This window comes from Pigmentiphaga litoralis, assembly GCF_048632615.1.
Taxonomy (GTDB): domain Bacteria; phylum Pseudomonadota; class Gammaproteobacteria; order Burkholderiales; family Burkholderiaceae_B; genus Pigmentiphaga; species Pigmentiphaga litoralis_B.
Window position 1 is genome coordinate 2,545,803 of record NZ_CP184479.1, and the last position, 26,656, is coordinate 2,572,458.

24 protein-coding genes, 1 tRNA gene and 5 pseudogenes are annotated in these 26,656 nt (G+C 67.3%); 5 read left to right on the forward strand and 25 right to left on the reverse strand.

Annotated features, from left to right (window positions below; translation table 11 throughout):
* Nucleotides 1–3 precede the first annotated feature (3 nt).
* The 7 genes from ACNANG_RS11370 to ACNANG_RS11400 are packed head-to-tail and all read right to left on the reverse strand — an operon-like array spanning nt 4 to nt 4,531.
* Nucleotides 4–324 carry a hypothetical protein gene (locus ACNANG_RS11370; RefSeq protein WP_189614233.1) on the reverse strand — a complete coding sequence of 107 codons (321 nt, stop codon included), beginning with the start codon at nt 322–324 and terminating at the stop codon, nt 4–6.
* A 9-nt stretch (nt 325–333) separates the two neighbouring features.
* Nucleotides 334–843, reverse strand: a complete 510-nt coding sequence (locus ACNANG_RS11375; protein ID WP_420227256.1) for a phage baseplate assembly protein V — start codon at nt 841–843, stop codon at nt 334–336.
* Nucleotides 840–1,982 carry a hypothetical protein gene (locus ACNANG_RS11380; protein ID WP_420227257.1) on the reverse strand — a complete coding sequence of 381 codons (1,143 nt, stop codon included), beginning with the start codon at nt 1,980–1,982 and terminating at the stop codon, nt 840–842. Before ACNANG_RS11380 ends, ACNANG_RS11375 begins: the two co-directional genes overlap by 4 nt.
* A gap of 12 nt (nt 1,983–1,994) precedes the next feature.
* Nucleotides 1,995–2,369 carry a LysM domain-containing protein gene (locus ACNANG_RS11385; protein WP_420227258.1) on the reverse strand — a complete coding sequence of 125 codons (375 nt, stop codon included), beginning with the start codon at nt 2,367–2,369 and terminating at the stop codon, nt 1,995–1,997.
* On the reverse strand, nt 2,369–3,028 hold the full coding sequence (locus ACNANG_RS11390; protein WP_420227259.1) for a hypothetical protein: 660 nt from the start codon (nt 3,026–3,028) through the stop codon (nt 2,369–2,371). The genes ACNANG_RS11385 and ACNANG_RS11390 overlap by 1 nt, the downstream gene beginning before the upstream one ends.
* On the reverse strand, nt 3,025–3,663 hold the full coding sequence (locus tag ACNANG_RS11395) for an SMI1/KNR4 family protein (protein ID WP_420227260.1): 639 nt from the start codon (nt 3,661–3,663) through the stop codon (nt 3,025–3,027). Before ACNANG_RS11395 ends, ACNANG_RS11390 begins: the two co-directional genes overlap by 4 nt.
* On the reverse strand, nt 3,653–4,531 hold the full coding sequence (locus ACNANG_RS11400; protein ID WP_420227695.1) for a hypothetical protein: 879 nt from the start codon (nt 4,529–4,531) through the stop codon (nt 3,653–3,655). Before ACNANG_RS11400 ends, ACNANG_RS11395 begins: the two co-directional genes overlap by 11 nt.
* Nucleotides 4,532–4,924: 393 nt before the next feature.
* On the opposite strand from ACNANG_RS11400, the gene ACNANG_RS11405 reads away from it, so the two are divergent.
* Together ACNANG_RS11405 and ACNANG_RS11410 are read left to right on the forward strand one after the other, a co-directional pair.
* Nucleotides 4,925–5,125, forward strand: coding sequence for a hypothetical protein (locus ACNANG_RS11405; protein WP_420227696.1), 201 nt, complete (start codon nt 4,925–4,927; stop codon nt 5,123–5,125).
* Between the two features lie 392 nt (nt 5,126–5,517).
* On the forward strand, nt 5,518–5,877 hold the full coding sequence (locus ACNANG_RS11410; protein ID WP_420227697.1) for a hypothetical protein: 360 nt from the start codon (nt 5,518–5,520) through the stop codon (nt 5,875–5,877).
* Here ACNANG_RS11410 and ACNANG_RS11415 read toward each other — a convergent pair.
* From ACNANG_RS11415 to ACNANG_RS11460, 10 genes and pseudogenes are all read right to left on the reverse strand, one after another.
* Nucleotides 5,761–6,372, reverse strand: a pseudogene (locus ACNANG_RS11415) (eCIS core domain-containing protein); the annotation flags it as partial. The gene ACNANG_RS11410 and the pseudogene ACNANG_RS11415 overlap by 117 nt on opposite strands.
* The gene (locus ACNANG_RS11420; RefSeq protein WP_420227261.1) at nt 6,369–6,644 is read right to left on the reverse strand and encodes a hypothetical protein; all 276 of its coding nucleotides are present in this window, start codon (nt 6,642–6,644) and stop codon (nt 6,369–6,371) included. The gene ACNANG_RS11420 and the pseudogene ACNANG_RS11415, both read right to left, overlap by 4 nt.
* Nucleotides 6,641–7,426: an ATP-binding protein gene (locus tag ACNANG_RS11425; RefSeq protein WP_420227262.1), complete on the reverse strand. Its 786-nt coding sequence runs from the start codon at nt 7,424–7,426 to the stop codon at nt 6,641–6,643. The genes ACNANG_RS11420 and ACNANG_RS11425 overlap by 4 nt, the downstream gene beginning before the upstream one ends.
* A 40-nt stretch (nt 7,427–7,466) precedes the next feature.
* On the reverse strand, nt 7,467–8,939 hold the full coding sequence (locus ACNANG_RS11430) for a hypothetical protein (RefSeq protein ID WP_420227263.1): 1,473 nt from the start codon (nt 8,937–8,939) through the stop codon (nt 7,467–7,469).
* A complete protein-coding gene (locus tag ACNANG_RS11435; protein WP_420227264.1) occupies nt 8,936–10,264 on the reverse strand; it encodes a DUF4255 domain-containing protein in 1,329 nt (442 codons plus the stop codon). The genes ACNANG_RS11430 and ACNANG_RS11435 overlap by 4 nt, the downstream gene beginning before the upstream one ends.
* Nucleotides 10,261–11,268 (reverse strand): hypothetical protein, encoded by a 1,008-nt coding sequence (locus tag ACNANG_RS11440; RefSeq protein WP_420227265.1) that lies wholly within the window; start codon nt 11,266–11,268, stop codon nt 10,261–10,263. Before ACNANG_RS11440 ends, ACNANG_RS11435 begins: the two co-directional genes overlap by 4 nt.
* Complete coding sequence (locus tag ACNANG_RS11445; RefSeq protein WP_420227266.1) at nt 11,265–11,780, reverse strand: hypothetical protein; 516 nt, start codon at nt 11,778–11,780, stop codon at nt 11,265–11,267. The genes ACNANG_RS11440 and ACNANG_RS11445 overlap by 4 nt, the downstream gene beginning before the upstream one ends.
* A complete protein-coding gene (locus tag ACNANG_RS11450) occupies nt 11,780–12,025 on the reverse strand; it encodes a hypothetical protein (RefSeq protein ID WP_420227267.1) in 246 nt (81 codons plus the stop codon). Before ACNANG_RS11450 ends, ACNANG_RS11445 begins: the two co-directional genes overlap by 1 nt.
* Before the next feature lie 11 nt (nt 12,026–12,036).
* Entirely contained in the window at nt 12,037–12,564 is a 528-nt protein-coding gene (locus tag ACNANG_RS11455; protein ID WP_420227268.1) for a phage tail protein, read from the reverse strand.
* Between the two features lie 68 nt (nt 12,565–12,632).
* The gene (locus ACNANG_RS11460) at nt 12,633–14,264 is read right to left on the reverse strand and encodes a phage tail sheath family protein (protein ID WP_420227269.1); all 1,632 of its coding nucleotides are present in this window, start codon (nt 14,262–14,264) and stop codon (nt 12,633–12,635) included.
* Between the two features lie 102 nt (nt 14,265–14,366).
* On the opposite strand from ACNANG_RS11460, the gene ACNANG_RS11465 reads away from it, so the two are divergent.
* Nucleotides 14,367–15,512 carry a helix-turn-helix transcriptional regulator gene (locus ACNANG_RS11465; RefSeq protein WP_420227270.1) on the forward strand — a complete coding sequence of 382 codons (1,146 nt, stop codon included), beginning with the start codon at nt 14,367–14,369 and terminating at the stop codon, nt 15,510–15,512.
* 122 nt (nt 15,513–15,634) lie between these two features.
* Here the strand turns inward: ACNANG_RS11465 and ACNANG_RS11470 are convergent.
* Nucleotides 15,635–15,710, reverse strand: a tRNA-Arg gene (locus tag ACNANG_RS11470).
* Nucleotides 15,711–16,040: 330 nt separating this feature from the next.
* Here ACNANG_RS11470 and ACNANG_RS11475 point away from each other — a divergent pair.
* Nucleotides 16,041–16,985, forward strand: a complete 945-nt coding sequence (locus tag ACNANG_RS11475; RefSeq protein ID WP_420227271.1) for a c-type cytochrome — start codon at nt 16,041–16,043, stop codon at nt 16,983–16,985.
* A 187-nt stretch (nt 16,986–17,172) separates the two neighbouring features.
* Here the strand turns inward: ACNANG_RS11475 and ACNANG_RS11480 are convergent, their stop codons facing one another.
* From ACNANG_RS11480 to ACNANG_RS11490, 3 genes are read right to left on the reverse strand one after another with little or no spacing between them, the layout of a single operon-like run.
* Nucleotides 17,173–18,420, reverse strand: coding sequence for a CaiB/BaiF CoA transferase family protein (locus tag ACNANG_RS11480; protein WP_420227272.1), 1,248 nt, complete (start codon nt 18,418–18,420; stop codon nt 17,173–17,175).
* A gap of 60 nt (nt 18,421–18,480) precedes the next feature.
* On the reverse strand, nt 18,481–19,119 hold the full coding sequence (locus tag ACNANG_RS11485) for an alpha-ketoglutarate-dependent dioxygenase AlkB (protein ID WP_420227273.1): 639 nt from the start codon (nt 19,117–19,119) through the stop codon (nt 18,481–18,483).
* Nucleotides 19,120–19,144: 25 nt separating this feature from the next.
* Nucleotides 19,145–19,534 carry an HPF/RaiA family ribosome-associated protein gene (locus ACNANG_RS11490; RefSeq protein WP_420227274.1) on the reverse strand — a complete coding sequence of 130 codons (390 nt, stop codon included), beginning with the start codon at nt 19,532–19,534 and terminating at the stop codon, nt 19,145–19,147.
* Nucleotides 19,535–19,935: 401 nt separating this feature from the next.
* On the opposite strand from ACNANG_RS11490, the gene ACNANG_RS11495 reads away from it, so the two are divergent.
* Nucleotides 19,936–20,115 (forward strand): hypothetical protein, encoded by a 180-nt coding sequence (locus tag ACNANG_RS11495; RefSeq protein ID WP_420227275.1) that lies wholly within the window; start codon nt 19,936–19,938, stop codon nt 20,113–20,115.
* A 78-nt stretch (nt 20,116–20,193) separates the two neighbouring features.
* Here ACNANG_RS11495 and ACNANG_RS11500 read toward each other — a convergent pair.
* The 4 pseudogenes from ACNANG_RS11500 to hemE form a co-directional block, all read right to left on the reverse strand.
* Nucleotides 20,194–21,521: pseudogene (locus ACNANG_RS11500) on the reverse strand (3'-5' exonuclease).
* Nucleotides 21,501–22,354: pseudogene (locus ACNANG_RS11505) on the reverse strand (UvrD-helicase domain-containing protein); the annotation flags it as partial. The pseudogenes ACNANG_RS11500 and ACNANG_RS11505, both read right to left, overlap by 21 nt.
* Nucleotides 22,355–22,429: 75 nt before the next feature.
* Nucleotides 22,430–24,816, reverse strand: a pseudogene (locus ACNANG_RS11510) (primosomal protein N').
* A 556-nt stretch (nt 24,817–25,372) separates the two neighbouring features.
* Nucleotides 25,373–26,439, reverse strand: a pseudogene (gene hemE / locus ACNANG_RS11515) (uroporphyrinogen decarboxylase).
* Nucleotides 26,440–26,656: the final 217 nt, after the last annotated feature.

Here is a 26,656-nt window from a genome sequence, read left to right on the forward strand (position 1 = left end):
GGCTCAGCTCCCGATCACCCGCGTCTGCATCGCCACGGGCAGCAGCGGCGTCCCGGTCGGCGCGCAGATGGCCTGGCTGTCGGCCAGCACCACAGGCATCCCGCCCACCAGCACGCGGGTGGCCGCCGTCACCCATTGCGCCGTCACGCAAGGTCCGTTGCCCGCCGGCGGCACGAAGGCGCAGCCCGCGACGACATACGGCGCGGCCATTGTCACCACGGGCTGGCCCGACACCATCACGCGCGGATTCGGCGCGGTCGGCTGGGCAGGCCCGCCGTGCATGCACATGACGGTCGCGCCCAGATGGAGCAGAGGTCCTGGCATGGCGCCCTCCTACACGATGACCAGCGCGCCGGCATTGACGGTCACGGTGGGACCGGTCATCACGATCGACGCGCCCTTTCCGTTCTGGATATAGATGCCGGTGTCATTCACGATCAGCGTCGCCCCCGTCGTGCTCTTGAGCATGATGCCGCCGGTAGGCCCGGGCACATCGCTGATCGTCAACCCGTTCTGCAAGGCCGTCTGCATCGTGATGCCCTGCACACCCGGCGGCGTGGCGTTCGCCAGCAAAGGCACTTCGACCGCGCTGCCCCAGAAGCATCCGACCCAGATCGGATAGTCCGGGTCGCCCTGTTCGAACTCGACCCACACGCCGGACCCGATCAGGGGCAGCGCCACGATGCCGTTCTGCAATCCGGCCACCGGCACGCAGGGCATGGCCCACGTGACCGGCATCAGCCCGCTTACGTCCGGCACCTGGACCTGCAGACGATTCAGCCGCATCGGATCGATGTTGTTCAGCACCATCCCTCGGTACTTGCCCAGATACTTTTCGCTCATGTGGGCACCTGCGGCGTGATGGATACGAGCCCGTTGCGGCTCAGGTCGAAGCTCTGCCTGAACTCGCCGCGCTTGAGGGTGCTGGTCACGCTCTTCACGAAATAGAGTCCGTCATAGGCGACCCCGACGCCACGCACGCCCACCAGTCCACGGGCCTTGAGCAGACGGCCATAGCGCAGCACGTCCAGGCTGCCATGACCGCTGACCGCATCCTGCGAGGTCTTGGCCTCGGCCAGTCCGCGCGACAGCGCCTGCATCGGCGACAGCTTGGCCGTGTCCTTCAGCAGCTTCAGGTTCGCGATCGGCGCGGGCAAGGCGCCGAGCGGAGGCTGCAATGGATTGAGATTCGGGACGGGAATGGGAATGGGCAAGCGCGTCAGCGCATTCTGGATGAACACCACGGGCAGCACCCCTTTGGTCGGCTCGAAATTGAAGGTCAGCGACTCGACATTCGTGCGTGCATCCATGTCGACATTGAGCGCGGACTGCGGAATGCCTAGCTTCAGTTCGGGCCCGAAGTACGCGATGTTGGTCCCGGGCGCCGGCCCCGGCTCGATATAGAACACGTAGCCGACTTCATCGGCCAACTGCCGGATATAGGCCAGGTCGGTGCCCTGCTGCGCGGGGATCCTGTCGATCGGGATCGGCACTTCAGGGAACAGCACGGGGATCACCAGCGGGATCACGCCGAACGGCGCGTACTTGGCGCACAGCAGGGCCACGCGCGCTTCGATCGGCATGGCCGGCAAGGGCAGCCCGCTGAAGTCCTGCATGTCCATGACCTTGCTCACGTCTTCCCCCGTGACGGTCAGGCTGCCCGCGGTTCCCTGCATGCCAGGCTGCACCTCCACGTTCGTCATCACCCCGTCGAACAGCGCATGCGGCGTGCCGTCCAGCGTGACCACCATCAGGATGCGCAGCGGCGGCGTGCCCATCGATGTGTTGGTGCCGCCCGCCAGCACGAAGATGGCGTTGAGCGCCGACCGCGCCGTGATCTGGAACGTCAGCTGGAAGCCGCTGGCGCTGCCGGCCGATGTCTTGACTTCGACCTTGTCGAGCGCGTCCAGCACCACGCGCGGCACGGGCAGCGGAATGATCGGCCCCATCGACAGGCTCAGCTGGATGCCCTGGCTCAGCATGGCGGCCTCCGGTCAGTCGGCATCGCTGACTCCCGCCACGCCTTCGGGCAGCGTGATGACCACGCCTGCACCGGGCTGCCCCAGCGCATCGGCGATCACGGCTTCGGGCAGCATGGCGCCATTGCCATCCGCGATCCGCCACCATTGCAGGGGGTCGCCCAGGTGCTGCGCGGCCACGGAGTCAAGCCTGTCGTCGGGCGCGACCGCCACGGTCTTCAGCACACTGAAGGCCGACGACGGGGGCAGAAAGCGCCGCCGCAGATAGACCACGGTCATGCCATCGGGCGTCGTCATCTGCGCCGTGGGCACGCCGTAATACCGGCTGCCGGGCGCATGCGGCGCGGGCGTCAACGCGTTGGCCTGCAGGAATGCCTGGACCGGATCCATCAGCCTATCCCCCCGATGCCCATTGCTGCGAAGGTGCCGGGCTGCGCCTTGGACGCCAGCGCTTCCTTGCCCTGCAGATAGGCCAGGAACAGGCCGCCGCCCTTCGAGGAAAAGCCCAGGTCGTCCACCGACATGACACGCATGCCCAGGCTGACGCGCGCGCGGATCGGATTGAGCGCGGGGTCGAACGCTTCCTCGGTGATCGAAAAATCGTTGAGCCGCACGGGCACGATGCGATGCTTGCCCCACACGAACAGGGTCAGCGGCGCCAGCATGGGGGCGATTTCCAGCACGCCGGAATTGGCGGCCCGCTCGACGCCGCTCAATTGCGACGTGCCCGGCTGCACCAGCGATTCGAGCAGGGCCAGTTGCGGCGCAATGCCATAGGCGGTCGCGGCGGGATGCTGTCCGGGCTGCTCCAGCTGATCGGTGGCGTCGATATCGGCATCGAGCTTGATGGTCTCGACCGCCGGCCCCTTGAAGCGCAGCGGCTCGGTGCGCGCGCCGCTCTCGGATCCAGCCGCCTGCGCCTGCAGCGTGCGGGTCAACGAGTCGGCGTTGTACTGCAGCGAGATGATGCGCAGCAGGGCCGCCGTCTTGGGATCGACCAGCACCAGGCCGCCCTTGACCACCCGTGGCGAATTCGCAAACCCGGTCATGACAGACCGCCCACCGGCCACAGGCCCACGCCGCGTTCATGGCGGTATCGGCCGGCCATGAGGTCGCCCGCGGCTTCCTCGATCCAGTCGGCCAGGCCCGGATACAAGGTGCGCCGCTCGGGCGCATCGTGCGCATACAACAGCAACTGTCCCACCGTGCCACCCGGGGGCGGCGCCTGGTCGATGCAGACCAGATCGCCCGTGCCGCATTCGCACAGCGGGATCCACGCGTAGTCCCACCAGACGGCGGCAACGGGGCCTTCCGCGCGCACCGGCACCACGGACAGCAAGGAACGCGCAACCTCGGACAGCCGCTGCACTTCCGCGCCGATCTCGGCCGCCGACAGCATGCGCCAGCACGTCGGTTCCGTTGCGCGCATCGGCAGGGGATAGCGTCCGTCCACACCGCCATCATGCCGCCGCAACAAGGTCTCGACGGACTCCGGCAGCAGGCCGCCCACCTGCTGCACCAGCATCGACAGACCCGCCACCGATACCGGCGGCCGGAACCCCGGATCGAGCGGTGGATCGGTCGCGTCGTACCACTGTTCGATGCGCTGCCAGGCATCGATCAGCCGGGCAGTGTTGTCGGGGCGGCGGGCGCCATTGGGGCGCGGCGGGTCGTCAAGGCGCATGATGGTTCTCGTAATAGTCGAGTTGCTGGCCCGCGCGGATGGCATCGATGCTCCAGCGCTCGCCATCGAATCCGCCGGCCATCACCACCGAATCGAAGGGAATCACCGCATTGGCCAGCGACGGGTCGTGCGCCACCTGGATGGCGCGTTCGGCCGCGATGCTGGCCGACAGTTGCGACCCCGACGACCCATTTGCCGCGCGGTCCAGCAGCTCGAAGTTGTCAGGCTCGTTGAACACGCCGCGCATCGATTGCGGCGTGACCTGCAGTTCGATGATGTGGTCCACCTCCATCGGCTTGGATGCCGTGCGCGACCAGTTCGGAACCCGGATGCGGCGTTCGCCCTCTTCGCCCACGAACCCCATGCGATGGCCGCGCTCATAAACCTCGGCGGGTATCCCGTGCGAGCCCCCCAGGCGCAGCGCCATGTGCCAAGCCGAGAGCTGGGCCGGATCGCCGCGCTGATAATTGGGGTCGGACTGCAGCACCCCGAGATAGGCCCGGTAGGTGGCCAGATGCGGGGCCTTCTGCTGCGGCAGGCGCAACACGAAAGGCGGACGGCGCCGGGCCTGCGGCTGGGACTGGGTTTGCGGCAGCACGCCTGGCTGCGTGCCTGGCACCAGGGGCGGCAGCGGCACGGCGCCCGGCGAAGGCGCAAGCGCCGTGGCTGGCGCGGGACGCGGTTTGGGAAGCGGCAGCGCGTGCACATTGGGCTTGACCGAGGGCAGCGCGGGTTCCGGCTGCACCAGCCGCAGCGCCGGCGCGGCCGGCGCGGGCTGCACCTTGACCGCCAGCGAGCCGCGCACGACCGGAGCGCCCCCGGCGCCGCCACCGGTGCGGAAGGCGCCACCGTCTGCACCCGCCCCCACGGGCCCTGCAGCAGCACGCCCCCTTCGGACGACGCGGCCAGCGCGCGTTCCGCATCGCCGATGGCCTTGACGCCATTGGGAAGTCCCTTGGGGGTCGGCAACTTTCCGCCGATCAGCAACGACGCAAGAAAGATGATCAGGTCGACCGTGATCGCCCCCATCCGCTTGCCGAAATGTTCCGCGGCTTCTTCCACCTGGGCATCCGACGTGGCCGCTTCCGACTCGCGTTGCACGCCCATCCAGGCCTCGGCCAGGTTCCGGATGGTCGAGACGGTGAACACGCCCGTCGACAGCACGGCAATCGTGGTCGCCGCGGCCGCCAGCTTCGTAAACACAGGTTCGGGAAACAGCCACAGTCCAAGGTAGACACCCACCGCTGCGACCAGGCTGCCGATGAAGACCTTGTCAGTGAGCAAGGCCAGCAACTGCTCGCCCCCGCCGCCCGGCATGTACCGCGCCGACCGCCGGATCGCATCGGCCAGCCGCGCCGCCGCGGCCCGCTCGCGCGCGGCATCGGGATCGCCGCGCGGGCATTTGGGCGCCTTCAACGCGGTCCGGTCCTCGGCGCTCAGGCCCACATCCGGACCGGTGTAGCCCGACTCCTTGCGGCAGGACCGGTTGTACTCGACCATCTCTTCTGGCGTCTCGACGCCCGAACGGTCGCCATTGAATCCCCCGACGATGTAGATGCACAGCTTGTGCTGGTACAGCGGCGAACACTCGTCGGCGTCCTTCTGGGTCAGTTCGCCCGACGGCTCGGCCGGGGCGGGTGGGGCGGGCGGCGTGGCTAGTGCTGCGGGTCCTGTTGCGGAATGTGCTACGTTTGCTGACGGGGATCCCGCTGCCTGCGCGGGCGCTGCCGGCCGGTTGCACACCTCGGCTGCACGTTCGCCGGTGGCGACGGCCGGGCCCCGTTCCAGCAGATAGTCGGCTTCGGTCATCTGCCCGATGTTCGAGCACAGTCCCGGCCAGGTCCGCGCGGCCTCGTGCAGCTTGGCGCGATAGGCACGCGACAGGTTCTTCAGGACCTGTCGGATCACCGCTTCCGGCTCCCCATTCAAATGCTCGGCGGCCGTGGCCCAATCCGGCTCGGGCTTGCGGTTCATCGCCGCCACGTAGGTCTTCATGCTGAACAGGGTGCGCGGCGCGGCCGGGCGTCCACCGGGTGGGGCCTGCTGCAGCACGTGGGCCAGTTCGTGCGCCAGCAGATGCCGGCCCGCCGCGCCGTGCAGGTCCGAGGCCGACTGCCCGAGGACGATGTCCGCACCATGAGCAAATGCCTGCGCACCCGCCAGCCGCGCGAGCGCATGGGCATCGGCGCTGCGGTGCAGCCGGGCGTGTGCTAGATCGGGACGCAGCGTTGGCGAGAACTGCCGCAGGACACCATGCGGGACGGGTTCATGCGGCGTGGCCACCGCGGCCGCGACGGTCGCCTGCATCAAGGGATTGGTGTCGGTGGAAACGTGGCGCGCCGCGCCGCGGGAGAGGGAGGGCGGGTTGGCGACCCGGTCCGCACGCACGTGCGCGTCGGCAAACTGATCGGCTTCGCGTTCGAGCGATGCCACGCTGCCTGAAAGCGATGCATGCAGCGGCAGCGACGAAAATGGCCTGCGCGCAGGCGGGCTGCACGTCCTGCAGGATCGGGATTCGTCCGTCGAGGCCGTGACATCGTGGCGGCGCGCCTTGCTGGCCTTCGCCGCGCACGCGCTGCATGGTCTGGCCGACTGACTGAATGTGGATGCCGGTCCGGATGTCCTTGTGGAGGCCGGTCCTGTCGACGACAACGACCTGCCCGGCATCCGGTCGGACGCGCTGACATGCACGGCCGTTGCGCCGCTCATGGCAACCACCCCGACACGATGCCCCGCGCCACGCTGCTGCCCAATGCGGCAGGCGACTCGCCGGCCGTCACCTGCACCGGTCCACGCGCTGGCGCACCTGCCTGCAACGCCGCCAGCACGCCCCCCGCAACATCCCCCTGCGGCATGGCATCGACGCGCTCCCGCAGCGCGCTCGCCAAGGTTTCCTGCAACGCCCGCGCCACCGCCTCGCCTTCGGACGCGTCAACCCCATGCAGCCTGAGCCGGTCGATGCGCAGCACGATGCGTGTCATACCCACCCCCGCGTTTCCGTATCCGACACAGGCCGGTCGAACCGCGTACCGTCCGTCCGCACCGCGTTCAGCACATGCGCCATCGTGACCGCGCCGCCGTCCGCCGCGGCCAGGAAGGCGGCGCCCAGCGCCATGTTCTGGATCTGTCCGCCCGATGCCTGCAGCCGCGCCAGCTTGTCGAACGACAGGCCGTCCACCGGCGTGGCCAGCGGAAAGGCCCGGCGCCAGATGGCCTCGCGTTCAGCGGTTTCAGGAAACGGAAACTGCACCACGAAGCGCAGCCGCCGCAGGAAGGCGCTGTCCAGCGCCGCCTTGTGATTGGTCGTCAGGATCGCCAGGCCACGATAGGTTTCCATGCGCTGCAGCAGGTAGCTGACTTCGACATTGGCGTAGCGGTCATGGCTGTCGCGCACGTCACTGCGCTTGCCGAACAATGCATCGGCCTCATCGAACAACAGCATGGCGCCGCTTTCTTCGGCCGCATCGAACACCCTGCGCAGATTCTTTTCGGTCTCGCCGATGTATTTGCTGACCACACCCGACACGTCCACACGAAACAGATCCAGCGACAGTTCGGTCGCCAGCACCTCGGCCGCAAACGTCTTGCCCGTGCCGCTGTCCCCCGCGAACAGCACCGTGATGCCCAGCCCGCGCCCGCCGCGATCGGCAAAGCCCCAGGTTTCGAACACCTGCCGCCGATGCCGCACATGCGTCACGATCTGCGCCAGCGTGGCCTTTTGCGCCGCCGGCAGCACCAGATCGTCCCACCTCGCGCGGGTCACGATGCGATGCGCCAGCTCGCCAAGCGGCGCCGATGCCCGTTCACGGCACACCTGCCACAGGGCGCCGTGGGGGTGATGCTGCGGCAGCCAGGGCCTCGGCGGATGCCTCTGCCGCACTCGCGATCGCTCGCGCACTCAGCCGGAACTGCCCGGCGACGGCCTCGATCTCCGCCTCGCGTCCTGCTGCCGCGGGCCCCAGCGCCGCCGTCCACAGCGCACGTTGCTCGGCGGCGGACGGCCGGTCCACCAGGTGGAACCGCGCGTCCCGCCGCAATGCCATTGGCGTGCGCGCCCCCATGAAGATCAGCCCGTCCACCCCTTCGGCAAACGCCTTGGCGCGCGCGGCGACCGGCGCGTCCGTGCCGGCTGCCGACGCGCCTGCGCCTTGCCCCGGGCCGGTGGCCGCGTCTTCCTCGCACGCAATGAACAACGCGCCCGCGCCCAATGCCGCCTCGCGTTCCCACAGCACGGCCACGTCCGCCAGCTCCGCCAGGCTGCCCGGCAAGCCCTGCGCGTCCAACGCATGCAGACGCAGGCCCAGCAGATACGCGCAGCGCGCGGCGACGTCTTCACGGCCCGTCGCATCGTCGCCGTGAAGGAGATTCAGCGGTGTAGGACCCGGCCTGGCAGCCGCGCCGGCCGTCGAGGCGCTCGATCCCGCCGATCCGCTTGATCCCGTCGATTCGCCCGATCCGGTCGATCCATCCGGTCCCGTCGATCCACCCGGTCCTGTCGATCCATCCGGTCCCGTCGATCCACCCGGTCCCGTCGATCCACCCAATCCCGCCGACCCACCGGGCTTCGTCGGTGCGCCCGACGCCATCTCCGTATCTGAGTCATCCCCGCGACCCATCAGTTGCGCCGCCATCGCCTGCGCCAGCGCCTCGTGCGACTCGGCGACCAGGGCGGGCGGCGGGACGAACCGCAGCAGCGGCTGCAGCCGCGCATCCATCAGGTTCATGCCCGCCAGATAGTGCAGCACACGTTCATCCAGCCGCAGCCGCGCGGTCACCAGCGCGCTGTCGGAATCGACCTCGATCAGCCGCCACCGGCGCAGCGGCTGCGTGCGCGCCAGCGCGCTCCAGTGCGGATCGGGCAGCAGATTCAGCGCCAGGCCGAACGTGGCCCACGGATGTTGCGGCTGGCCGACGGCATGGCCGCACAGATCCGCCAATTCGGCATCCATCTCGGCGCCGGCCACCAGCAGCACCAGCGATCGTTCAAACAGGCTCAACCCGAAGGCGTCGGTCAGGGTATCGATCGGCGCGCGGGCAGGCATCGCCTCGCGCGCGGCCTGCAGCGCGGCGTGCGCGTCGGCCCTGACACGCCCATCGCCCTCCGCACCCGCATCGCCCTCCACATGCTCATCGCCCTCGGCACGCGCCACCCCGTCCGCCTCTGGAACCGACGTCGCGTCCACCGTGGTCAGGCGTGCTTTCAACACGCCAAACTCCGCCCCCAGCAGAGCCTGGTTGGCGGCCGTCCACGCGTTGATCCAGTCGGCGGCGTTCATTCGATCTCTACCCATTGATCCAGGAACGTGGGCGTCTTGGGCGGATCCGCCGACAGGTCCACGATCGGACTGTCGATACCATCGATCCGCAGCCGCGCCAGATGACGGCCGACAGGCGCATCGGCAATGACGAAGCTCAGCGTGCGGGCCGGCAACGGCCTTTCGCGCGGCAGATACTGCGCACTGCCCAATACCAGCACCGCCTGCTGACCCGCCCGCAAGGCCGGCACGAAGTCGATGTCGAACGCTGCGCTGCCGGCGGCGTCGCGGGTCACGGTCATCGGCAGATTGGTCATCCTTGGCGCCAGCACCAGCGCGACGTCATTGGTGGATCGCGCGCGCGATTCGGTGGGCGGCGTGACCCGTGCGCGCACCCGGTACAAGCCGACGGGCAAGGTGTCGGCCAGACCTGCGTCAAGCGGGAACCGGATGCGGGTTGCCGCGTCAGGCGAGGCGGCGTCCGCCGTGATCGCCGGCACCCCCTCATCGATCTGCAAACGGTCGTGACTCAGCACCACCTCGCGCGCGCTGCCGTCCAGACGCTGCCCCTGCAGTTCCACCACGTCGCCAATGCGCGCCACCGGTTGCCGCAGCGGCGGCGCCGCCAAGGTCAGCATCGGCACGGACGCAGCCAAGGTCGGCTCGACCACCACGCCGCGATCCCGGCCCGTGATCGGGTCGACCTTGCCGCGGCTCAGCACAGGCAAGGGCGCCCGGGCCGGCTCATTGGCTTCCATCAGCACCACGGACGCCATATAGCCCGCCGTTGGCCGGAAGTGGCTTTGGATGGCGGACCACAACCTGGACGACTCTTCGCCTGTCAGGTTCTCGGGCACGAGCTTGATCAATTCGACCTGATCCGCCAACCTTGAAGCCGCCAGTGCGCGCAACGCGGGTGTGGCGGCCCCACCGCCTGCGGGCGCCAGAGCCGCGCGGATGCGTTCGCGTGTCAGCACCGGCGTTTCGTGCAACACCTGCATGGCCACGCCCAACAGCATTTCCGCATGCAGATCGCCCCCGCTATACGCCGACACCAGGTAGTGCAGGTCGAGCGCCAAAGGCGCGTTCGACAGCCGCGTCCGGCCTGCCCCATCGCGCGACGGCAGTCCTTCGTTGCGCCACCCCAGGTTGGGCGTGACCGCGTACAGGAACAGATTGAGCTGCGATGTTTCGGACGCGCTGCCAAGCACCACGCGGTCGGGCGCCAGCACACTGACCGCGGCCGCGCTGCCCAGCACGCCGCTCAGGTTCGCGCGGATCAACCCATCGTTGAGCAGATCGCGCAGCACGGCCGTGACTGCGGCGATGGCCAGCGCGGAACTCATGTGCCGCTCCGTTGACGGCGCGACAGATAGGTGTCGAGCGACATGGCCGTGGCCGCTTGCGCCGGCGCCTTGACTGGCCGGGCGGCAGGCGCCCGCGTGGCCGTCACATCGATGCGGCCGATGTGGATGGTGATTTCGGTGTCAGTCCCAGGCGCGGCGGACGCCGCCTGTGCCGCCGCGATGCCGGCGGCCATGTCCCGCGCGACGGCCCGCACCGTGGCCTGGACGCGCGTATCACTCAGCAAGCTGACAGTTGACGTTGACAACGATCCGTTCGATGTCAGGAGGCGGGTCGGGTAGACGGCGTGATGACCCAAGACGCCGGCCTCGCCAAACCCGCCCACATTCGACGTGGCGCGTCCATCGCCCTGGACGCCGTTTGCCGCGTCGAATGCGCCGCGCGCTTCGTTCGTGGACGCGGACAGCGTGCGTGACGACCCTGCCCCTGATGACGATGACGCATCCGCCATTGCCGATGGCAGACCGGTTGTCTTCTTCAACGAGTCCGCCCCGTGCGAAGCACCCGCCGGCAAATCCAGCAATCGAGTGGGAACGCCCCCGCCGGTGTCCCACGACACCCGCCATGCATCGCCCGAGCCTGCACCGAAGCCCAAGCCCAAGCCTGAACTGACGCCGCCACCTACGCCCGGCCCGCGCGCGCGGCCGGACGGATCGAGGCCCAAGGCACCCCGCCCCCGCGCGTCCCTGCCAGCCGCGCCGGATCCGCCCGCACCGAATCCCTGCCCACCAAATTCCTGCGCACCGAATCCCTGCGCGTCATGTTCCCGCCAACTCCCGGCCTGCGCTCCGCCTTCGAACGCACCCACCGCGCCCCCTTGCCCCGCCGCATCTGCCCCCTGCATCCCCCCGACGCCCCACCCGGCCCCTGCAACGCCCAGGTCCGGTCCCACCCCCACCGTTCCACCGCGCAGCCGCGCATCCGCCCTGGCCGTCACCGCCGTGCCCACCGCGCGCGCGGCCAGTCGATGCAGGATCCCGCTCATGGCGACACCATCGCCAGATAGGCCGCCCGCCGTGCCGGGCCCAGCGCCAGGATCTCGCTCTCGGTCCACCCGTAGGCCACCGCCAGGACATGCACCATGCGCAGCAGCATCCTGCCCTGCGCTTCGATTTCGTCCCACAACACGACGCCGGCATCCAGCGTGGCCAGCACGGGCTTGCCGCAATCGGTGCAGTCCACCTGCAAGCCCAGATCGGCGCTGGGGTCGAGCGCATCGAACACCGCCTCGATCTCGGCCAGGTCCTTGTCCAGCAAGGACGCCGGCGCCGACGCGGCCATGCACCGCTGCAACAGGCGCCGCGCGCCCTCCTCCGCATCCGCCACATCGGCCACCGCCGCCAGATCGCGCAGCGTTGGCGGCCGCAGTCCGTGTGTCCGTGCGACGTCCCGCGCCATTGCCGCCCCGGGATCCCTGCCCGGGTCATCCGCCGCCCCGCCCTCGGCCCCCTCGGTGGCCGCCGTCACGTCTTGCGCAGGCAGTACGTCTGATGTCATTACCGACACCGCCAGCCGCGCGCCGCAAAGGGGCAATCGACATGGCTGTCGATCCGCGCGCCAAACGTCGCCTCGCGAAGCCGCAACACGCTGCGGGTGACCTCGCCCAGCGGCAGGTCCACGATGGCCTCGGCGGGCAGGTCGCTGCGCGCCCGGGCGCACAGCAGCGCGCTGCGGTCGAGCGGATGCCGTTGGGCACCCTCGTCCCACAAGGCAAGCACGTCATCGGGCGTCAGCGCGCGCATGGCTCATGCCGTCAGACGGCGGGCTCGGTATAGCTGGGCTCGGACGGTTCGACCACGTCGTAGTCGCGTTCCCACCCTTCGTTTTCGAGCTTGATGTGCTGGATCGCGATCGCATTCGCGTTGGCGTCCAGATCAGGCAGCGCCTGGTATTCGGACACCCAGCAGCGATACACCTTGTAGGCCAGCACGACCTGCCCGGCTTCGTTGTAGACCTCGATGATCAGGTCCTTGCGAAAGTCCTTGAGCGAAACCTCGGCGCCCAGGCCCGACCCGTAGTTCCAGACCTTGTTGGCCCACTTTTCGAACTCGGTGTCGTGCGTCACGCCGCGTTCCAGCGTGATCGCGTCGTACTTGGTGCGGCCGGGCGATTTGCGGGTGGTGGACGGATCCCCGCCTTCGCGGTGTTCGACCGGTTCGGTGCTGCGTTTGAGCGCGCCCACCTTGGTCACGCCGGCCACATACCGGCCGTCCCACTTCACGCGGAATTTGAAGTTCTTGTACGGGTCGAAACGTTGTGCGTTGACACTGAACTGGGCCATGGCGACCACCTCTCGGTTGGGTCCGAAGCAAACATCGTGAAGCCGGAAAATGCAGTGACCGCAGCGCGTCAGGTCGCGATCTGCCCAGCCATCTGCTGGATCTGGATGACCACGAACTCGGCCGGCTTGAGCGGCGCGAAACCCACCGACACATTCAGGATGCCAAGGTCGATATCGTGCTGGGTGGTGGTCTGCGCATCGCATCGCACGAAGTAGGCATCGCGCGGCGACGCGCCCTGGAAAGCGCCCTGCCGGAACAATCCCTGCATGAAGGCGCCCACGTTCAGGCGAACCTGCGCCCACAGCGGTTCGTCGTTCGGTTCGAACACCACCCACTGCGTGCCCCGATACAGGCTTTCTTCAATGAACAACGCCAGCCGCCTGACAGGCAGGTATTTGTATTCGTCGGCGCTCTCATCGGCACCGCGCAAGGTACGCGCGCCCCACACGATCCGGCCGTTCACGCCGAACGATCGCAGGCAATTGATGCCCAGCGGGTTGAGCTGCCCGTTGTCCAGATCGTTCATGTTCAGCTGCAGGTCCTGCACGCCATTCAGCGCAGCGTCCAACCCGGCGGGCGCCTTCCACACGCCGCGCGACGCATCGGTCCGCGCGATCACGCCCGCGATGATGCCCGAGGGCACGAACGTGTCGAGGCGGCCGTCACGCAGCGGATCGGCTTCTCGCACGCAGGGGAAGTACAGCGCCGCGTTGCGTGCCGACGGGCCCGACAGGTTGAGACCATTGCGGCCCTGCATGGCATTGCGGATGGCCTCGTCCACCGGCGTGGCCCAGGCCGGGTCCGGATCGACGATCAGCACGGCGCGCCGTTCCACGCAGTAGTCGAGCGCTGCGCTATAGACCGCGGCCGACGGCATCACATAGGTCGACGGGAAAGCCGACGTGTCGCGGCTCAGGGGCGCGATGCAGAGCAGGTTGAACAGGTCGGCGCGATCCAGCGCGTAGAGGCCGGTCTTGGGGTCGCGTTCGCCCAGCACCTGGGCATCGGTCAGCGTGCCCCCATCGTCGCCCGACCCCGCGTTCGCAGCAATCCAGGTGGGCTTGCGCAGGGGCCCGGTCCCGGTGGTGAATTCGGGTGGGCGCTCCGCCGGCAGGTCGCCCTTGACGCGCACGTACATCGACTCGCGTTCCAGCACTTGTGGCAGATAGCGGGGGTCCCCTGGCGTGAGCGACACCGCCCCGAAACGCTCCAGCGCGAATTCATCGCGCCCGGGCCGGCGCTGATAGCGCACGACCAGGTTGAACGATTTTGATGGGGTGGGCGGGGATGTGACCGGCATGGCCAGGTCGGTGTCGTGGTCCACGGTGGCGCTGAGACGGTTGCCCCACGCCCCCGGGCTGGACGCTTCCAGCATCAGTCCGGCCGAAGGACTGCCTTCGTCGTCCAGCACGATCGTGGCCGCGCGGGCCGTGGCGGACGCGACCCGCACCACCAATGCCAAAGAGCCGCCATTGGCATAGAAGTCGCGCACGGCGTAGCTCATCGGGCACGCCAGATCCAGACCGCCGAACCTGCGTTCGAAATCCGCGAAGCCGGTCAGCATTTGCGGATCGTCGATCGGCCCGGCGGCGGCCCGGCCAATGAAAGCCGTGACCGACGTCGCCACGCCGGTAATGGTCCGCACGCCGCTTGGGATTTCCTGGAGATAGACACCGGGGTAGGACAAAGCCGCTGGCATGGAATGCTCCCTGAAAGCCCAAACCGGCCTATAGTCTCCCTCAGCTTTACGCCGACGGGCACTCCCATTTGGGGGGAAATGGGCGGCGACCTGGAGGTGACCATGACGCGCATCGACACGGTTCATCGGGCGATCCGGCACATCTACGAAGCCGCGCTTGCGCCCGGCCAGTGGTCCGGCGCCGTCACGGCGGTCGCGCAGGCGATCGGCGGCCACAAGGCCATCCTCAGCGCCCAGGGCAGCGGCACGCCGGGCCTGGCGGTCATGTCAGGCGGCGAGCTCCCGCCGCCATGGATACAGCGCGAAGTCGAACATGGACTCATCCGCTGGACGCACGCCTGCCCGATCGGCAAGCCGCTGCGCGAACATGCGCTGATGGCCGACCCGGCCTTTCGCCAATCCGCGCTCTACACCGACATCATCGGGCCGGCCGGCGGCTTCCATGGCATTGCCGCGCCGCTGCTGCGCCTGCCCGACCACCAGGTCGTGTTCGCCGCGGGCCGGGAGTCGTGCGCGGTGGATTTCAGCCCTAAAGACGTGAACGCCGCGCGCCGCATCGTGCCGCACCTGGCAGCCGCCGTGCAGGTGCAGAGCCGGCTCGACCTGGCCGACCGCCGCGCCCGCGACGCGTACGAGGTGATCGCCCGGCTGGACTTTGGCGTGATCCTGCTCGATGCGCGCATGCGGCCGATCTTTGCGAATCCGCGCGCCGAGCGGCTGGCGCGGGATGGCGACGGGCTGATCCTGACGCGGCACCATGTATCCGCCGTGTCGGCCGGCGACGCGCGCGCCCTGCAGGATGCGATCGCCGCCGCGGTCGGCGTCAATGGCCGGGGCGCGGGGGTCGACGGCGTGGCAGCGGTGCCGCTGGCGCCCATGCGGCGCGCCGTGACCCGCCGGCCGCCGCTCGCGCCGCTGGTGGTGCGCATCCTGCCGGTGGACGCGTCCGACGTGCCCGACGGAATCAGTACGGCGACCCGCGTCATCCTGTTCCTGATGGAGCCCGATCGCCCGCCCGGCATCGACCCGGTGCTGCTGGCCACGACCTTCCGGTTCACGCGGCGCGAAGCGGCGCTGGCAATCCTGCTGGCGCGCGGCATGGATCTGGCCGAGGCGGCAACGGAACTGGGAATCGCGAAAGGCACGGCGCGAAGCTACCTGAAGCAGGTGCTGGCCAAGACGTACACGCACCGGCAGGCCGAAATGGTGTCGGTGGTGCTGCGGGTGGGAATGGAGGTGTCGCGCTGAGGTATTGCGCTGGACGTATTGCGCTGACGTGTCCCACCGCGCTGGACGCTATGGGGTGGACGCTGCGTTGGCTGCGGACGGCGCCGGCATCTGGATGAATGCCTGGCGAAGATCCGAGAAATTGGTGCGCCCGGCTGGGATCGAACCAGCAACCCCTGCCTTCGGAGAGCAGTACTCTATCCATTGAGCTACGGGCGCTAAGTCGACTATTGTAGCCTGCATTCGCGCGTTCGTCCTGTGGTCGGCCGCGCGTTTGCCAAATTCCTGTCGTGTCGCCGTTGCAACGCCACTTCGCAAGCGGGCTTACCCGGGGTGTATCCCAATCGAGCACCCTGAGGGTCCATCCCGCTATAATCAGGCGGTTGTGTGCAAAAATGAATCGGCCGCCATGCCCGCGCTCTTGTTGGAGACCCCAGAGCAGCATGCCCTCGGCGCCGGAATAAAAGCAGTCAAGACCGTATCATTCCCCCGTAACCGTCCCGCGCCGGCGCTCCCCTGTCTCGGCTGGTGGACCTGCAGGATTTCGCAATGAGCAACGCGCATCACGACCACACGCAAGATCACCAATCCCCGATCCGGACGCCTCGCCAGCTGATCACGGTCATCGTGATCTCCCTGCTTGCCCCCGTCCTCATCATCATCCTGCTGGTCCACTTCGTCGTGAACGGCACGCGAACCAACGCGGGGGCCGATGCGCAGACGCCGGCCGCGATCGAAGCGCGCATCGCGCCCGTGGCCGGATTCGAGATCCGCGACGCCAACGCGCCGCGTGTGTTCCAGACCGGCGAAGCGGTCTACAAGGCCGTGTGCGCCACCTGTCATGCCGCCGGCGTGGCTGGCGCACCAAAGTTCGGCGACAACGGCTCCTGGGCCAAGTACATCCAGACCGGCCTGGAAGAGATGGTGAAGGTCGCCATCGCGGGCAAGGGCGCCATGCCCGCCAAGGGCGGCAACCCCGACCTGGACGACTTCGAAGTGGCGCGCGCCGTTGCCTACATGGCCAACGCCAGCGGCGCCAGCTTCAAGGAACCCGAAGCCCCCGCCCCGGCAGCGCCCGCCGCAACGGCCGATGCGTCGGCAGCGGCGCCGGCAGCCGCCCCGGCCGCTGCAGCCCCGGCCGCCGCCGTACCCGCTCCCGCTCCGGCAGCTCCTGCCGCGCCGGCCACAGCCCCGACGTCTCCGGCCGCTGCTGCCGCTCCCGCCGCCGCGGCTCCCACCGCCGCCGCATCCACCGGCGATGGCAAGAAACTGTATGACAGCACCTGTTTTGCCTGTCACGGTGCCGGCGTTGCGGGCGCACCCAAGTTTGGCGACAAGGCCGCCTGGGCGAAATACATCGCCACCGGCATGGACACCATGGTGGCCACCGCGATTGCCGGCAAGGGCGCCATGCCTCCGAAGGGCGGCGCCGCCAACGCTACCGAAGCCGACATCCGCGCCACCGTCCAGTACATGGTCGACGCCGCCAAGTAAGGCGCAAAGCCGCCTGCCATGCCGCGCCCGCGGTTGTCGCAGGCGCATCGGCAGGCCGAGCAAGCCACGCCGCAGACAACAAAAACCCCTGACGGGCATCCCCTCGGGGGTTTTTGATTTTTCTGCGTTGCCGATCCGCACAAGGCGCCGGACAGCCCGCCCCCCAATGCCGTCCGGCAGCCACCCGTCAGCCCGGTTTCGCCGCCATGTCCTTCCCTGCCGTCAACGCCGCGACTTCATCCGCACCCCAGCCCAGCACTTCCCGCAGCACCTCATCCGTATGCTGACCCAGCACCGGCGGCGCGGCGCGGTACTGCACGGGGGTATCCGAAAACCGCAACGGACTGGCCACGCTCGGCGCCGTCCCGGCCGCGGCGTGCGGCAGGTCCATCCGCAGGCCACGCGCCTGCACGTGCGGGTCGGCAAACACCTGCTCGATCGTGTTGATCGGCCCGCAAGGCACGCCCACCGCCTCCAGCCGTTCCAGCCAGTAATCGCGCGGCCTGGCCGCCATGATCTCGGCCAGTTGCGGCACCAGCACGTCGCGATTGATGGTGCGTGACTGATTGGTCTGGAAGCGCGGGTCGGACGACAGATGCATCGCATCCATCGCCACGCAATACGCGCGGAACTGGGTATCGTTGCCAACGGCAACGATCAGGTGGCCGTCCGTTGCGGCAAACACCTGGTAGGGCACGATGTTCTGGTGCGCATTGCCGGAACGCCCGGGCGCCTTGCCCGTCGTCAGGAAATTCATGTTCTGGTTGGCCAGCATGGCGACCACGCTGTCGAGCAACGCGATATCCAGGCGCTGGCCCAGGCCGCTCTGGTGCCGTTCCTGCAGCGCCGCCAGGATGCCGACGCTGGCGTACATGCCCGTCACGATGTCGACGACTGCCACACCGGCCTTTTGCGGTCCGGCGCCCGGCAGGCCATCCCGTTCGCCCGTGATGCTCATCAGGCCGCCCAGACCCTGGATCATGAAGTCATAGCCGGGCCGGCTTGCATAGGGGCCGCTCTGACCGAAGCCAGTAATCGAACAGTAGATCAGCCGCGGATTGATCGCCTTCAGGCTGTCATAGTCCAGCCCGTACTTGGCCAGACCGCCCACCTTGAAGTTTTCCACCAGCACGTCGCTGACCGCGGCCAGTTCCCGCAGCACCCGCGCGCCATCGGGCGTGGCCAGGTCCACTGCCACCGACCGCTTGTTCCGGTTCGCACACAGATAGTAGGCCGCATCGCGTGTGTCCTTGCCCTCTGCATCCTGCAGATACGGGGAGCCCCAGGAACGGGTGTCATCCCCGCTGCCGGGCTTTTCGATCTTGATGACATCGGCGCCCAAATCGGCCAGATTCTGGGTGCACCAGGGACCGGCCAGCACCCGCGTCAGGTCAAGAACGCGAATGCCCGCCAGGGGAAGGGAACGTTGAGTCATGCGATGCCCGTTTGCGCCAATAACGGGCGTAACGATATCAGAGCACCGCGATCCGGCCCATCACCGCTTTGCCGGCACGCGCCGCGCTGATGTGCGGAAGGTGATCGAGTAGCGCAGCGAACGGGTAGGCGAGACGCTGTGCTGCCAGTCCCAGCGCGCCGGACCCCGCAGCAGATAGATGGAGCGCGGCGCCAGGGTGTACTTCAACACATCGGCCCGCGACACCGGCTGCCCGTTCCGCCGATACGGCCGAAAGCGCATCGTGGCTTCGCCAGCCAGCGACACGCCGACCACGTCTTCGAAGTCCGGCACGTCGCGGTGCCATCCCAGCGGCGTGCCTGGCGAATATTCGGCCACCAGGACCTGTGTGAACGCATGGGGCGGCAGGCCCACCCATGCAGCGATACGGTGTTGCAGCGGCAGCACCCAAGGCGCCGGCGCATCGGTTGCCAGCAGCTGGTTGCGGTCGAAGTCAAAGCGCCCGCCATAGCTGACGACGCGTCGCTGCGCGACATACGCCTTGTAGCGCATGGCTTCGAACGGCAGACCTGCCATGTGGGCAAGCAGGTCCGATTCTTCGTCGGGGCTCAGGAACCCGGTTTCGTAGCGAAAGCCCGGCGGACCGGCCAGCGGTGGAAGGGATGCGCCAGCGGCATCGTCATCGAACAGCGATGCCTGGCTTGGGGTTGACGTCGGCATGGCCGCCCCACTGCATCCAACCCGCTCAGTCGTCGCCGTCGCTATCGCTCGCGCCCGGGACGCCCGTGCCTTCGGCATCGGTCCGGATCGACGTGTGATCGCGATGGTCGCGCACCTTGCCGAGCGCGCTGTCCAGCGCGCGGCGAGCCTTGTTTTCGGCGCCATTCAACGCCTGCTCCAAGGTCGGGGCGTTGTGGCTTACGGCCACGGCTTTCTGCCCGATCACATGGGCTTCGATCATGCAGCGCTTGTCGTCCGCGCCGCCCTTCTGGCTGTTCTCGTCCGACAAATGCACTTCGATACGGCGCACGTCGTCGGTGAATCGGCCGAGACTACGGCGGATCTCACTGTCTGCCCATTGTTCGAGCTTGACCCGGTTTTCCATGCCATTGCCAGTATTGATATGAATTTCCATGAGGCTCTCGTGCTTGGTTTCGGGACAGAATCCTCGCAAGCCACGTGCCCGATGGGCGCTCAGCAAAAGGGCTGGGCCCATGGCGATTTACCATCTCATGCAAGGTAAAACGCCTGGATCGCGGCATGTAAGAACTGCATGGCGGCGTGTGGATCGTCAGGCCGGGTCCGCCCTGCTCCCTCCCCCATCCGGGGGTTGGGATGACGCCGCGCCGGTGCGATACTGGCCCTTCACATTTCTGCATCCGGCCGCTTCAGCCCCCTCAGCAAGGAACGCCATGAGCACGTCCTGCACGCATACGTCCAGCATTGCCCACGTCACGCCCAGCGCCCTGGGCTGCGAAGAATGTCTGAAGTCCGGCAGCCGATGGGTGCATCTTCGCCTGTGCCGCACCTGTGGTCATGTCGGTTGCTGCGACGATTCGCCCCATCGTCACGCGCGCGCACTTCCACGCCACGCAGCACCCGATCATCGAAGGCTACGATCCACCCGAAGGCTGGGGCTGGTGCTTCGTGGATGACACCGAGGTCGACCTGCCCGACATGACGCCGCACAACGGGCCGATTCCGCGCTACGTGTAGCGGGCGCAACGCCGGCGGCAGCTTGGTCGGGAAGCCGCCGTGAAAAACGGCAGCGACGCGCCTCCGCCGCAAGCCGCTTCAACCGCCCTTGTTCAGCAGCGCCTTCAGCATTCCCAGCCGGTCTTTCGCGCTCATTGCGGGAGTGGTATCGACGATCTTTTCGCCGCCCAGTCCCATCTCTTCAATGAAGCGCGATGGTTCGCGCGCGACATCTTCGCGTCCGCGTTTGCGCTTCTTGCACCAGGTCACGTGCAGGCTGCGTTGCGCGCGGGTGATGCCGACATACATCAGCCGCCGCTCCTCCTGCACGCGGGCGACCAGCGACTCGGCGGCCTTGGCCGGGTCGCCTTCTTCGTCATCCTTGCCCAGGTGCGGCAGCAGGCCCTCTTCCACGCCCACCAGGTACACATGCGGGTATTCGAGCCCCTTTGACGCATGCAAGGTCGACAACCGAACGACGTCCGGGTCTTCTTCATCGTTCTTTTCGAGCATGCTGATCAGCGCAATGTGCTGCACCAATTCGACCAGCGTCATGTTGTCTTCCTCGGCCTTGCGCCGCAGCCAGCCGGTCAGGTCCAGCACCGTCTGCCACCGTGTCTGCGCGCCGCGTTCGTCAAAGGTGTCGTACAGATAACGTTCGTAGTTGATGGCGCGCAGCAGGTCGTCCAGGATCTCTCCCGCCGGTTCGGCCGACGTGATCGCCTCGCCACTGGCGCCCCGCCCCGCACGCCACTGCATCCGGTGGATGAATTCGCCGAACTCGCGCAACTGGCCCAGCTGGCGCGCCGCCAGCCGCTGCTCCAGGCCGGTTTCGAAGATCGCCGCGAACAGCGGAATCTCGCGTTCGCCCGCATAGTTGCCCAGCACTTCCAGCGTGGCCTGCCCCACGCCGCGCTTGGGCGTGGTGATCGCGCGGATCATGGCGGGGTCGTCTTCGTCATTCGCGATCAGCCGCAGGTAGGCCAGCACGTCGCGCACTTCGGCCTTATCAAAAAGCTCTGGCCGCCCGACACCATGTACGGAATCTTCAGGTTGCGCAGCGCCTGCTCCATGGCGCGCGCCTGATGGTTGCTGCGGTACAGGATCGCAAAATCTTTCCACTGCGCCTTCTTTTCGAAACGGGCGGCCGAAATGCGCACGGCCACCGATTCCGCTTCGGCTTCTTCGCCATCCATCGGCACAACCACGATGGGATCGCCCGCCCCCAGGTCGGACCACAGTTTCTTATCGAACAGCTTGGGATTCTTTTCGATCACCCGGTTGGCCGCGGCCAGGATCCGTTGCACCGACCGGTAATTCTGCTCGAGCTTGATGACCTTCAGATTGGGGTAGTCGGTCGTGAGCTTCGCCAGGTTTTCAATGGTCGCACCGCGCCAGGCGTAGATGGCCTGGTCGTCGTCACCCACGGCGGTGAACATGGCGCGTGGCCCGGTAATCAGCTGCACCAGCCGGTACTGGCAGGCATTGGTGTCCTGGTATTCGTCGACCAGCATATAGCGCAGGCGGGACTGCCAGCGTTCACGCGCTTCGTCATCGCGTTCCAGCAGTTGCGCGGGCAGGCGGATCAGGTCATCGAAATCCACCGACTGGTAAGCCCGCAGTGTGGCGTTGTAGCTGCGGTAAGCGCGCGCGGCTTCCCGCTCGCCTTCGGTGGACGCAATCCGTTCGGCCTCGTCGGGCTCGACCAAGGCGTTCTTCCACAAGGAAATCGTGTTCTGCACGGCGCGCAGGCGGCCCTTGTCGGTAGTCGCGATCAGGTCCTGCACGATGCCCAGCGCGTCGTCCGATGCCAGAATCGAAAAGGCCGGTTTCAGTCCGACCTTCTTGGCTTCCTCGCGCAGCAGCCGCACCCCAGCGAATGGAAGGTGCTGATCGTCAGGCCCTTCAGTTGATTGGGCGACGCCACGGATTTGACCCGCTCGGCCATCTCTTTCGCGGCTTTGTTGGTGAAGGTCAGCGCGGCTACGTTGCGCGCGTTGTAGCCACAGTCGCGCAGCAGGTACCCGATCTTCTGCGTGATCACGCGAGTCTTGCCGCTGCCCGCACCGGCCAGCACAAGGCACGGACCGTCCAGATGCCGCACGGCTTCGCGCTGGGCATCATTCATGCCCCCGGCGATGGGCGGCAACACGAACGGCTCATCGGGCGCGCCTTTCGCGTCGAGCTGCGACTGGGCGCGGTCGAGCTTGCGGACCGTCGAGGACACGGGAGGAAGGTCAGGAGTCGATGAAGCAGTCATGCGGGACACCAGAGAAGAGCTTGCGGTCACCCCTGCGCCGGCTTGCGGTCAGGTGGGACGTAAATGATGCGGCCATCAGATTTCGAGCGGGTCGACCTCCAGATGCCAGCGCACCTTGGCCGCCGACGCCAGGGCCGGCAGGCGGGCGCCCCACACGTGCAGGAAATGCTGCAGCGCTGGCCGGTGATCGCTTTCGATGAGCAACTGCGCCCGCTCGACATTGGCCACCCGCACGACGCGCAGGGGCACTGGATCATAAAGCGTAATCCGGGCCAGGGCCGCGCGGGTCGCGTCGTCGGCGCCTTCCAGCATGCCGTCTTCGGATTCGGCGCGGGCCTGCGCCAGGAAGCCCGCCGCCTGCGCCAGCTCGGGCGCCTCGGCCGTCAGCAAGGCCTGGAACGCGAACGGCGGCAGGCCAGCCGCCTTGCGCTCGTCCAAGGCGTAGCGCGCAAAGCCGTCGTAGTCATGCTTGATCAGCGACTGGTACAGCGGCTGTTCCGGATAGCCGGTCTGCACGAACACTTCACTGGCCACCCCGCTGCGCCCCGCGCGCCCGGCCACCTGCATCAGCTGCGCGAACAGCCGTTCGGGGGCGCGAAAATCATGCGAGAACAGCATCGCGTCGGAATTGAGCACGCCGACAAAGCCCAGGTTCTGGAAGTCGTGCCCCTTGGCCACCATCTGCGTGCCGACCAGAATGTCGATCTCGCCAGCGTGCATCTGCGAAAACAACGCATGCGCGCTGCCCTTGCGCCGTGTGCTGTCGGCATCGATCCGTGCAATGCGCGCGGTGGGGAACAGTTCGGCCAGGTGTTCTTCCAGCCGCTGCGTGCCCCGTCCCATGGGCTGCAGATCCTGGTTGCCGCAATCAGGGCAGGCGGGCGGCACCCGCTCCTGCCAGCCGCAATGGTGGCAGCGCAGTTCGTGCCGCGCGTGACCTCCCCGCTGCGGCGCCGATCGATGCAGCACCATATAAGCCGAACACCGCTTGCATCCACTCACCCACCCGCAGGCGTCGCAGTGCAGTACCGGCGCATAGCCCCGCCGATTCAGGAAGATCAGGGATTGTTCGCCCCGCGCCAGGCGTTCACCCACGGCGGTCAGCACCTGCGGCGACAGCCCTTCCTTCAGCTTGATCTGCCGCGTGTCGATCAGCCGGATCTTGGGCGGCGCGGCGGCCTGCGCGCGATCGGGCAAGGACAGCTTCAGATAGCGGCCGCTTTCGGCGTGTTGCCAGGTTTCCAGCGACGGCGTGGCCGATCCCAGCAGCACCGGAATGTCCAGATCTCGCGCCCGCCAGATCGCCAGGTCCCGCGCTGAATAGCGCAGGCCTTCCTGCTGTTTGTAGGACGGATCGTGCTCTTCGTCGACCACGATCAGCCCCAGGTTCGGGATCGGCGTGAACAACGCCAGCCGCGTCCCGACCAGCACCCGTGCCTGCCCGCGCACGATCCGCAGCCACGCCGACAGCCGCTCGCCATCGGCCAGACCACTGTGCAGCACGGCCACGCCGTCCTTGCCCGCGGTGGCTTCCAGCCGGCGGCGCAGCACGCCTTCCAGCTGGGGGTCAGGTTGATTTCGGGCACCAGCAGCAACACTTGCCGGCCTGCCGCCAGCACCCGCTCGGCCGCGTGCAGATAGACCTCGGTCTTGCCGCTGCCCGTCACGCCATGCAGCAGCACCGGCTGAAAGCCTTGCAGCGTCGCCAGCGTGTCGACCGCTTCCTGCTGCGCACGGCCCAGGACGGGCCGAGTGATGGCAAGAGGGCTGCCGATGGGGTCGATGTCCGCGTTGGACGGATTGGGGGCGGACGCGTTGGCGGGGGCGTCGGTCAGGGCGCCGGACGGCGCGTCAACCAAGGCATGGACCGAGCCGTCCACAGGCATGTCCACTGACTTATCCACAGCCGATGCAGGAGCAGCCGATGTCGTTGCTTTTGCAGCCGCTTTGGCCGCCTTCTCAGCAGCCTTCGCGGCCTTCTCGGTGGCCCGCGCAACTTTGGCCGCCGCCTTGGCCGCCGCCGCGGCGGCGCGGCCGGCGCGCTCGTCCAGGCGGGCGATCGGCCCGTCCCCGGACCGCAGGCCATCGTACGACGATGGTTTGCGCAGCGGCCCGGGCAGTGCCGGCAGCATCACCTCGCCCAGCGGCCGCTGGTAATACTCGGCCGCGAAACGCGCCAACCGCAGCCAGTCATCCGGCAACGGCGGCAGGTCATCCAGCACACGGATCACGTCGCGCAGTTTCGATTCGTCCAGCGCCGGCGCGGCAGGCAGCTCGACTACCACACCGATCAGGTCACGGCGTCCGAAGGGCACCACCACCCGCAGTCCGACCGTGACCGGCTGAGTCACCCGGTAATCGAACAGTCCTGGCAGCGGCACGTCGAGCGCAACCCGCACCCATCCAGGTGGAGATTGAGCCTCGGTATCAGCAGGAATCGATAATGCACTGGTTTGGTTCATTGCGAGTCGGCATAGAGCAATCGACGGGCAGTCACTCATGCATCAGGAGGATGAAAAACAAAGGCCGTAAGGAGTCAAGACTTCGCAGAGCCCCCACCACCGCATCACACTTAAAGTAAAACCTTGGAGTGGCCCCTAAACCACTGCATGAACGACACATTTTGCTGTCCCCAAAATGCCTGTGGACAACTTTGGGGACAACACCGGCGCAAGTCTCGGAGTACGGTCCGGAAGGCTTAGCACATCCAAAGCCCTGGTCGGAAAACTATTTTATTTCCCGTTATGGATCAATGACTTAGGCATAAAAATACAGCCTTGCCGGCCTCTTCGTAAGCGGAAATGGAAGACGTCAACAATGTGAATAAGTCACCGTCTACATATCCCTGCGGCCATATCACGAGGCAGTCGGAACTGCAAATCGGTGCCATCCCCCAAGGTGTAGGCGGTGTTACGACACTGGCTTTCAGCAACCGCCCAGTGTCTCGCCACCCTCTGTCGTATCGGTCTGTACACCCTGGGCCTGCGCCGGACCGACCCGAGATCGACCGGTGACCGGTCAGCCTCGCAGCGCCCGGCTATGCCGATGCACGGCATCCACCAGTGTCACGACCGCTTCGGGCGGCGTGAATTGCGAGATCCCGTGACCCAGGTTGAACACATGCCCCGGATGGTTGCCAAAACTGTCCAGCGTGCGGATCACTTCGGACCGGATACGGTCTTCACCGCCAAACAGCGTCATCGGGTCCAGATTGCCCTGCAAGGCCACACGGTCGCCGACCCGCTCACGGGCCTTGCCAAGGTTGACCGTCCAGTCGAGCCCGATTGCATCACAGCCCAGATCGGCGATATCGGTTATCCACTGACCGCCCCCTTGGTGAACACCACGGAAGGCACCGAGCGGCCATCGTTTTCACGGATCAGCCTGGCCAGCGCCTTGCGCGTGTAGGCCAGCGAAAACTCCTGGAACAGCCCGTCGGCCAGCACGCCTCCCCAGCTGTCAAAGATCATGACTGCCTGTGCGCCCGCCTGGATCTGGGCATTCAGGTAGACGGCCACCGCCTCGGCATTGATTTCCAGGATCCGATGCATGAGGTCGGGACGCTGATACATCATGCTCTTGACGGTACGGTAGTCGCTGGACCCCGCACCTTCCACCATGTAGCAGGCCAGCGTCCAGGGGCTGCCCGAAAAGCCGATCAAGGGCACCTTGCCCGCCAGTTCGCGCCGGATCTGCGTGACGGCATCAAAGACATAACGCAGTTCATTCATGTCAGGCGCCGTCAGCGCCGCCACGTCGGCTTCGGTGCGCAGCGGACGCGCGAATCGCGGGCCTTCCCCAGTTTCGAAACTCAAGCCCAATCCCATGGCGTCGGGAATGGTCAGGATGTCGGAAAACAGAATGGCCGCGTCCAGCGGGAAACGCGCCAGCGGCTGCAGCGTGACTTCGGTTGCGTAGTCGGGATTCTTGGCCAGCCCGAGGAACGAGCCAGCCCGCGCGCGCGTGGCGTTGTACTCAGGCAGGTAGCGGCCGGCCTGGCGCATGAGCCAGACAGGCGTGTACTCGGTCGGTTGGCGTGCGAGGGCCCGCAGGAAAACATCGTTCTGGAGTGTAGGGGCGGACACGGGGAGCCCTCGGCGTGGGGAAAGACAGGGATTTTACCCTTCCGCAGGCGCCCACCCACGTAAGAGGAGGACAAAGCCGTCATACCGTTACGTCTCGAGGCGCCGCTGCGTCTTCGCGCGCCTGCGTCTTCGCGAGCCTGCGTCCCGTACGAGCCTGCTTCCTTCGCGAGCCTGCGTCCTCTTACGAGCCTGCATTCTTCACGACGCCTGCATTCTT

Excerpts from the sequence above, each read along its gene's own strand:
- ACNANG_RS11375 (WP_420227256.1), bottom strand. The coding sequence starts at position 843 with ATGAGCGAAAAGTATCTGGGCAAGTACCGAGGGATGGTGCTGAACAAC.
- ACNANG_RS11370 (WP_189614233.1), bottom strand. The coding sequence starts at position 324 with ATGCCAGGACCTCTGCTCCATCTGGGCGCGACCGTCATGTGCATGCAC.
- ACNANG_RS11380 (WP_420227257.1), bottom strand. The coding sequence starts at position 1,982 with ATGCTGAGCCAGGGCATCCAGCTGAGCCTGTCGATGGGGCCGATCATT.
- ACNANG_RS11435 (WP_420227264.1), bottom strand. The coding sequence starts at position 10,264 with ATGAGTTCCGCGCTGGCCATCGCCGCAGTCACGGCCGTGCTGCGCGAT.
- ACNANG_RS11495 (WP_420227275.1), top strand. The coding sequence starts at position 19,936 with ATGTCGGTTGCTGCGACGATTCGCCCCATCGTCACGCGCGCGCACTTC.
- ACNANG_RS11475 (WP_420227271.1), top strand. The coding sequence starts at position 16,041 with ATGAGCAACGCGCATCACGACCACACGCAAGATCACCAATCCCCGATC.
- ACNANG_RS11450 (WP_420227267.1), bottom strand. The coding sequence starts at position 12,025 with ATGCGCGCGCTGACGCCCGATGACGTGCTTGCCTTGTGGGACGAGGGT.
- ACNANG_RS11490 (WP_420227274.1), bottom strand. The coding sequence starts at position 19,534 with ATGGAAATTCATATCAATACTGGCAATGGCATGGAAAACCGGGTCAAG.
- ACNANG_RS11460 (WP_420227269.1), bottom strand. The coding sequence starts at position 14,264 with ATGCCAGCGGCTTTGTCCTACCCCGGTGTCTATCTCCAGGAAATCCCA.
- ACNANG_RS11430 (WP_420227263.1), bottom strand. The coding sequence starts at position 8,939 with ATGAACGCCGCCGACTGGATCAACGCGTGGACGGCCGCCAACCAGGCT.
- ACNANG_RS11385 (WP_420227258.1), bottom strand. The coding sequence starts at position 2,369 with ATGGATCCGGTCCAGGCATTCCTGCAGGCCAACGCGTTGACGCCCGCG.
- ACNANG_RS11395 (WP_420227260.1), bottom strand. The coding sequence starts at position 3,663 with ATGCGCCTTGACGACCCGCCGCGCCCCAATGGCGCCCGCCGCCCCGAC.
- ACNANG_RS11390 (WP_420227259.1), bottom strand. The coding sequence starts at position 3,028 with ATGACCGGGTTTGCGAATTCGCCACGGGTGGTCAAGGGCGGCCTGGTG.
- ACNANG_RS11480 (WP_420227272.1), bottom strand. The coding sequence starts at position 18,420 with ATGACTCAACGTTCCCTTCCCCTGGCGGGCATTCGCGTTCTTGACCTG.
- ACNANG_RS11445 (WP_420227266.1), bottom strand. The coding sequence starts at position 11,780 with ATGACATCAGACGTACTGCCTGCGCAAGACGTGACGGCGGCCACCGAG.
- ACNANG_RS11405 (WP_420227696.1), top strand. The coding sequence starts at position 4,925 with ATGAAGACCTTGTCAGTGAGCAAGGCCAGCAACTGCTCGCCCCCGCCG.
- ACNANG_RS11485 (WP_420227273.1), bottom strand. The coding sequence starts at position 19,119 with ATGCCGACGTCAACCCCAAGCCAGGCATCGCTGTTCGATGACGATGCC.
- ACNANG_RS11420 (WP_420227261.1), bottom strand. The coding sequence starts at position 6,644 with ATGACACGCATCGTGCTGCGCATCGACCGGCTCAGGCTGCATGGGGTT.
- ACNANG_RS11465 (WP_420227270.1), top strand. The coding sequence starts at position 14,367 with ATGACGCGCATCGACACGGTTCATCGGGCGATCCGGCACATCTACGAA.
- ACNANG_RS11440 (WP_420227265.1), bottom strand. The coding sequence starts at position 11,268 with ATGAGCGGGATCCTGCATCGACTGGCCGCGCGCGCGGTGGGCACGGCG.
- ACNANG_RS11455 (WP_420227268.1), bottom strand. The coding sequence starts at position 12,564 with ATGGCCCAGTTCAGTGTCAACGCACAACGTTTCGACCCGTACAAGAAC.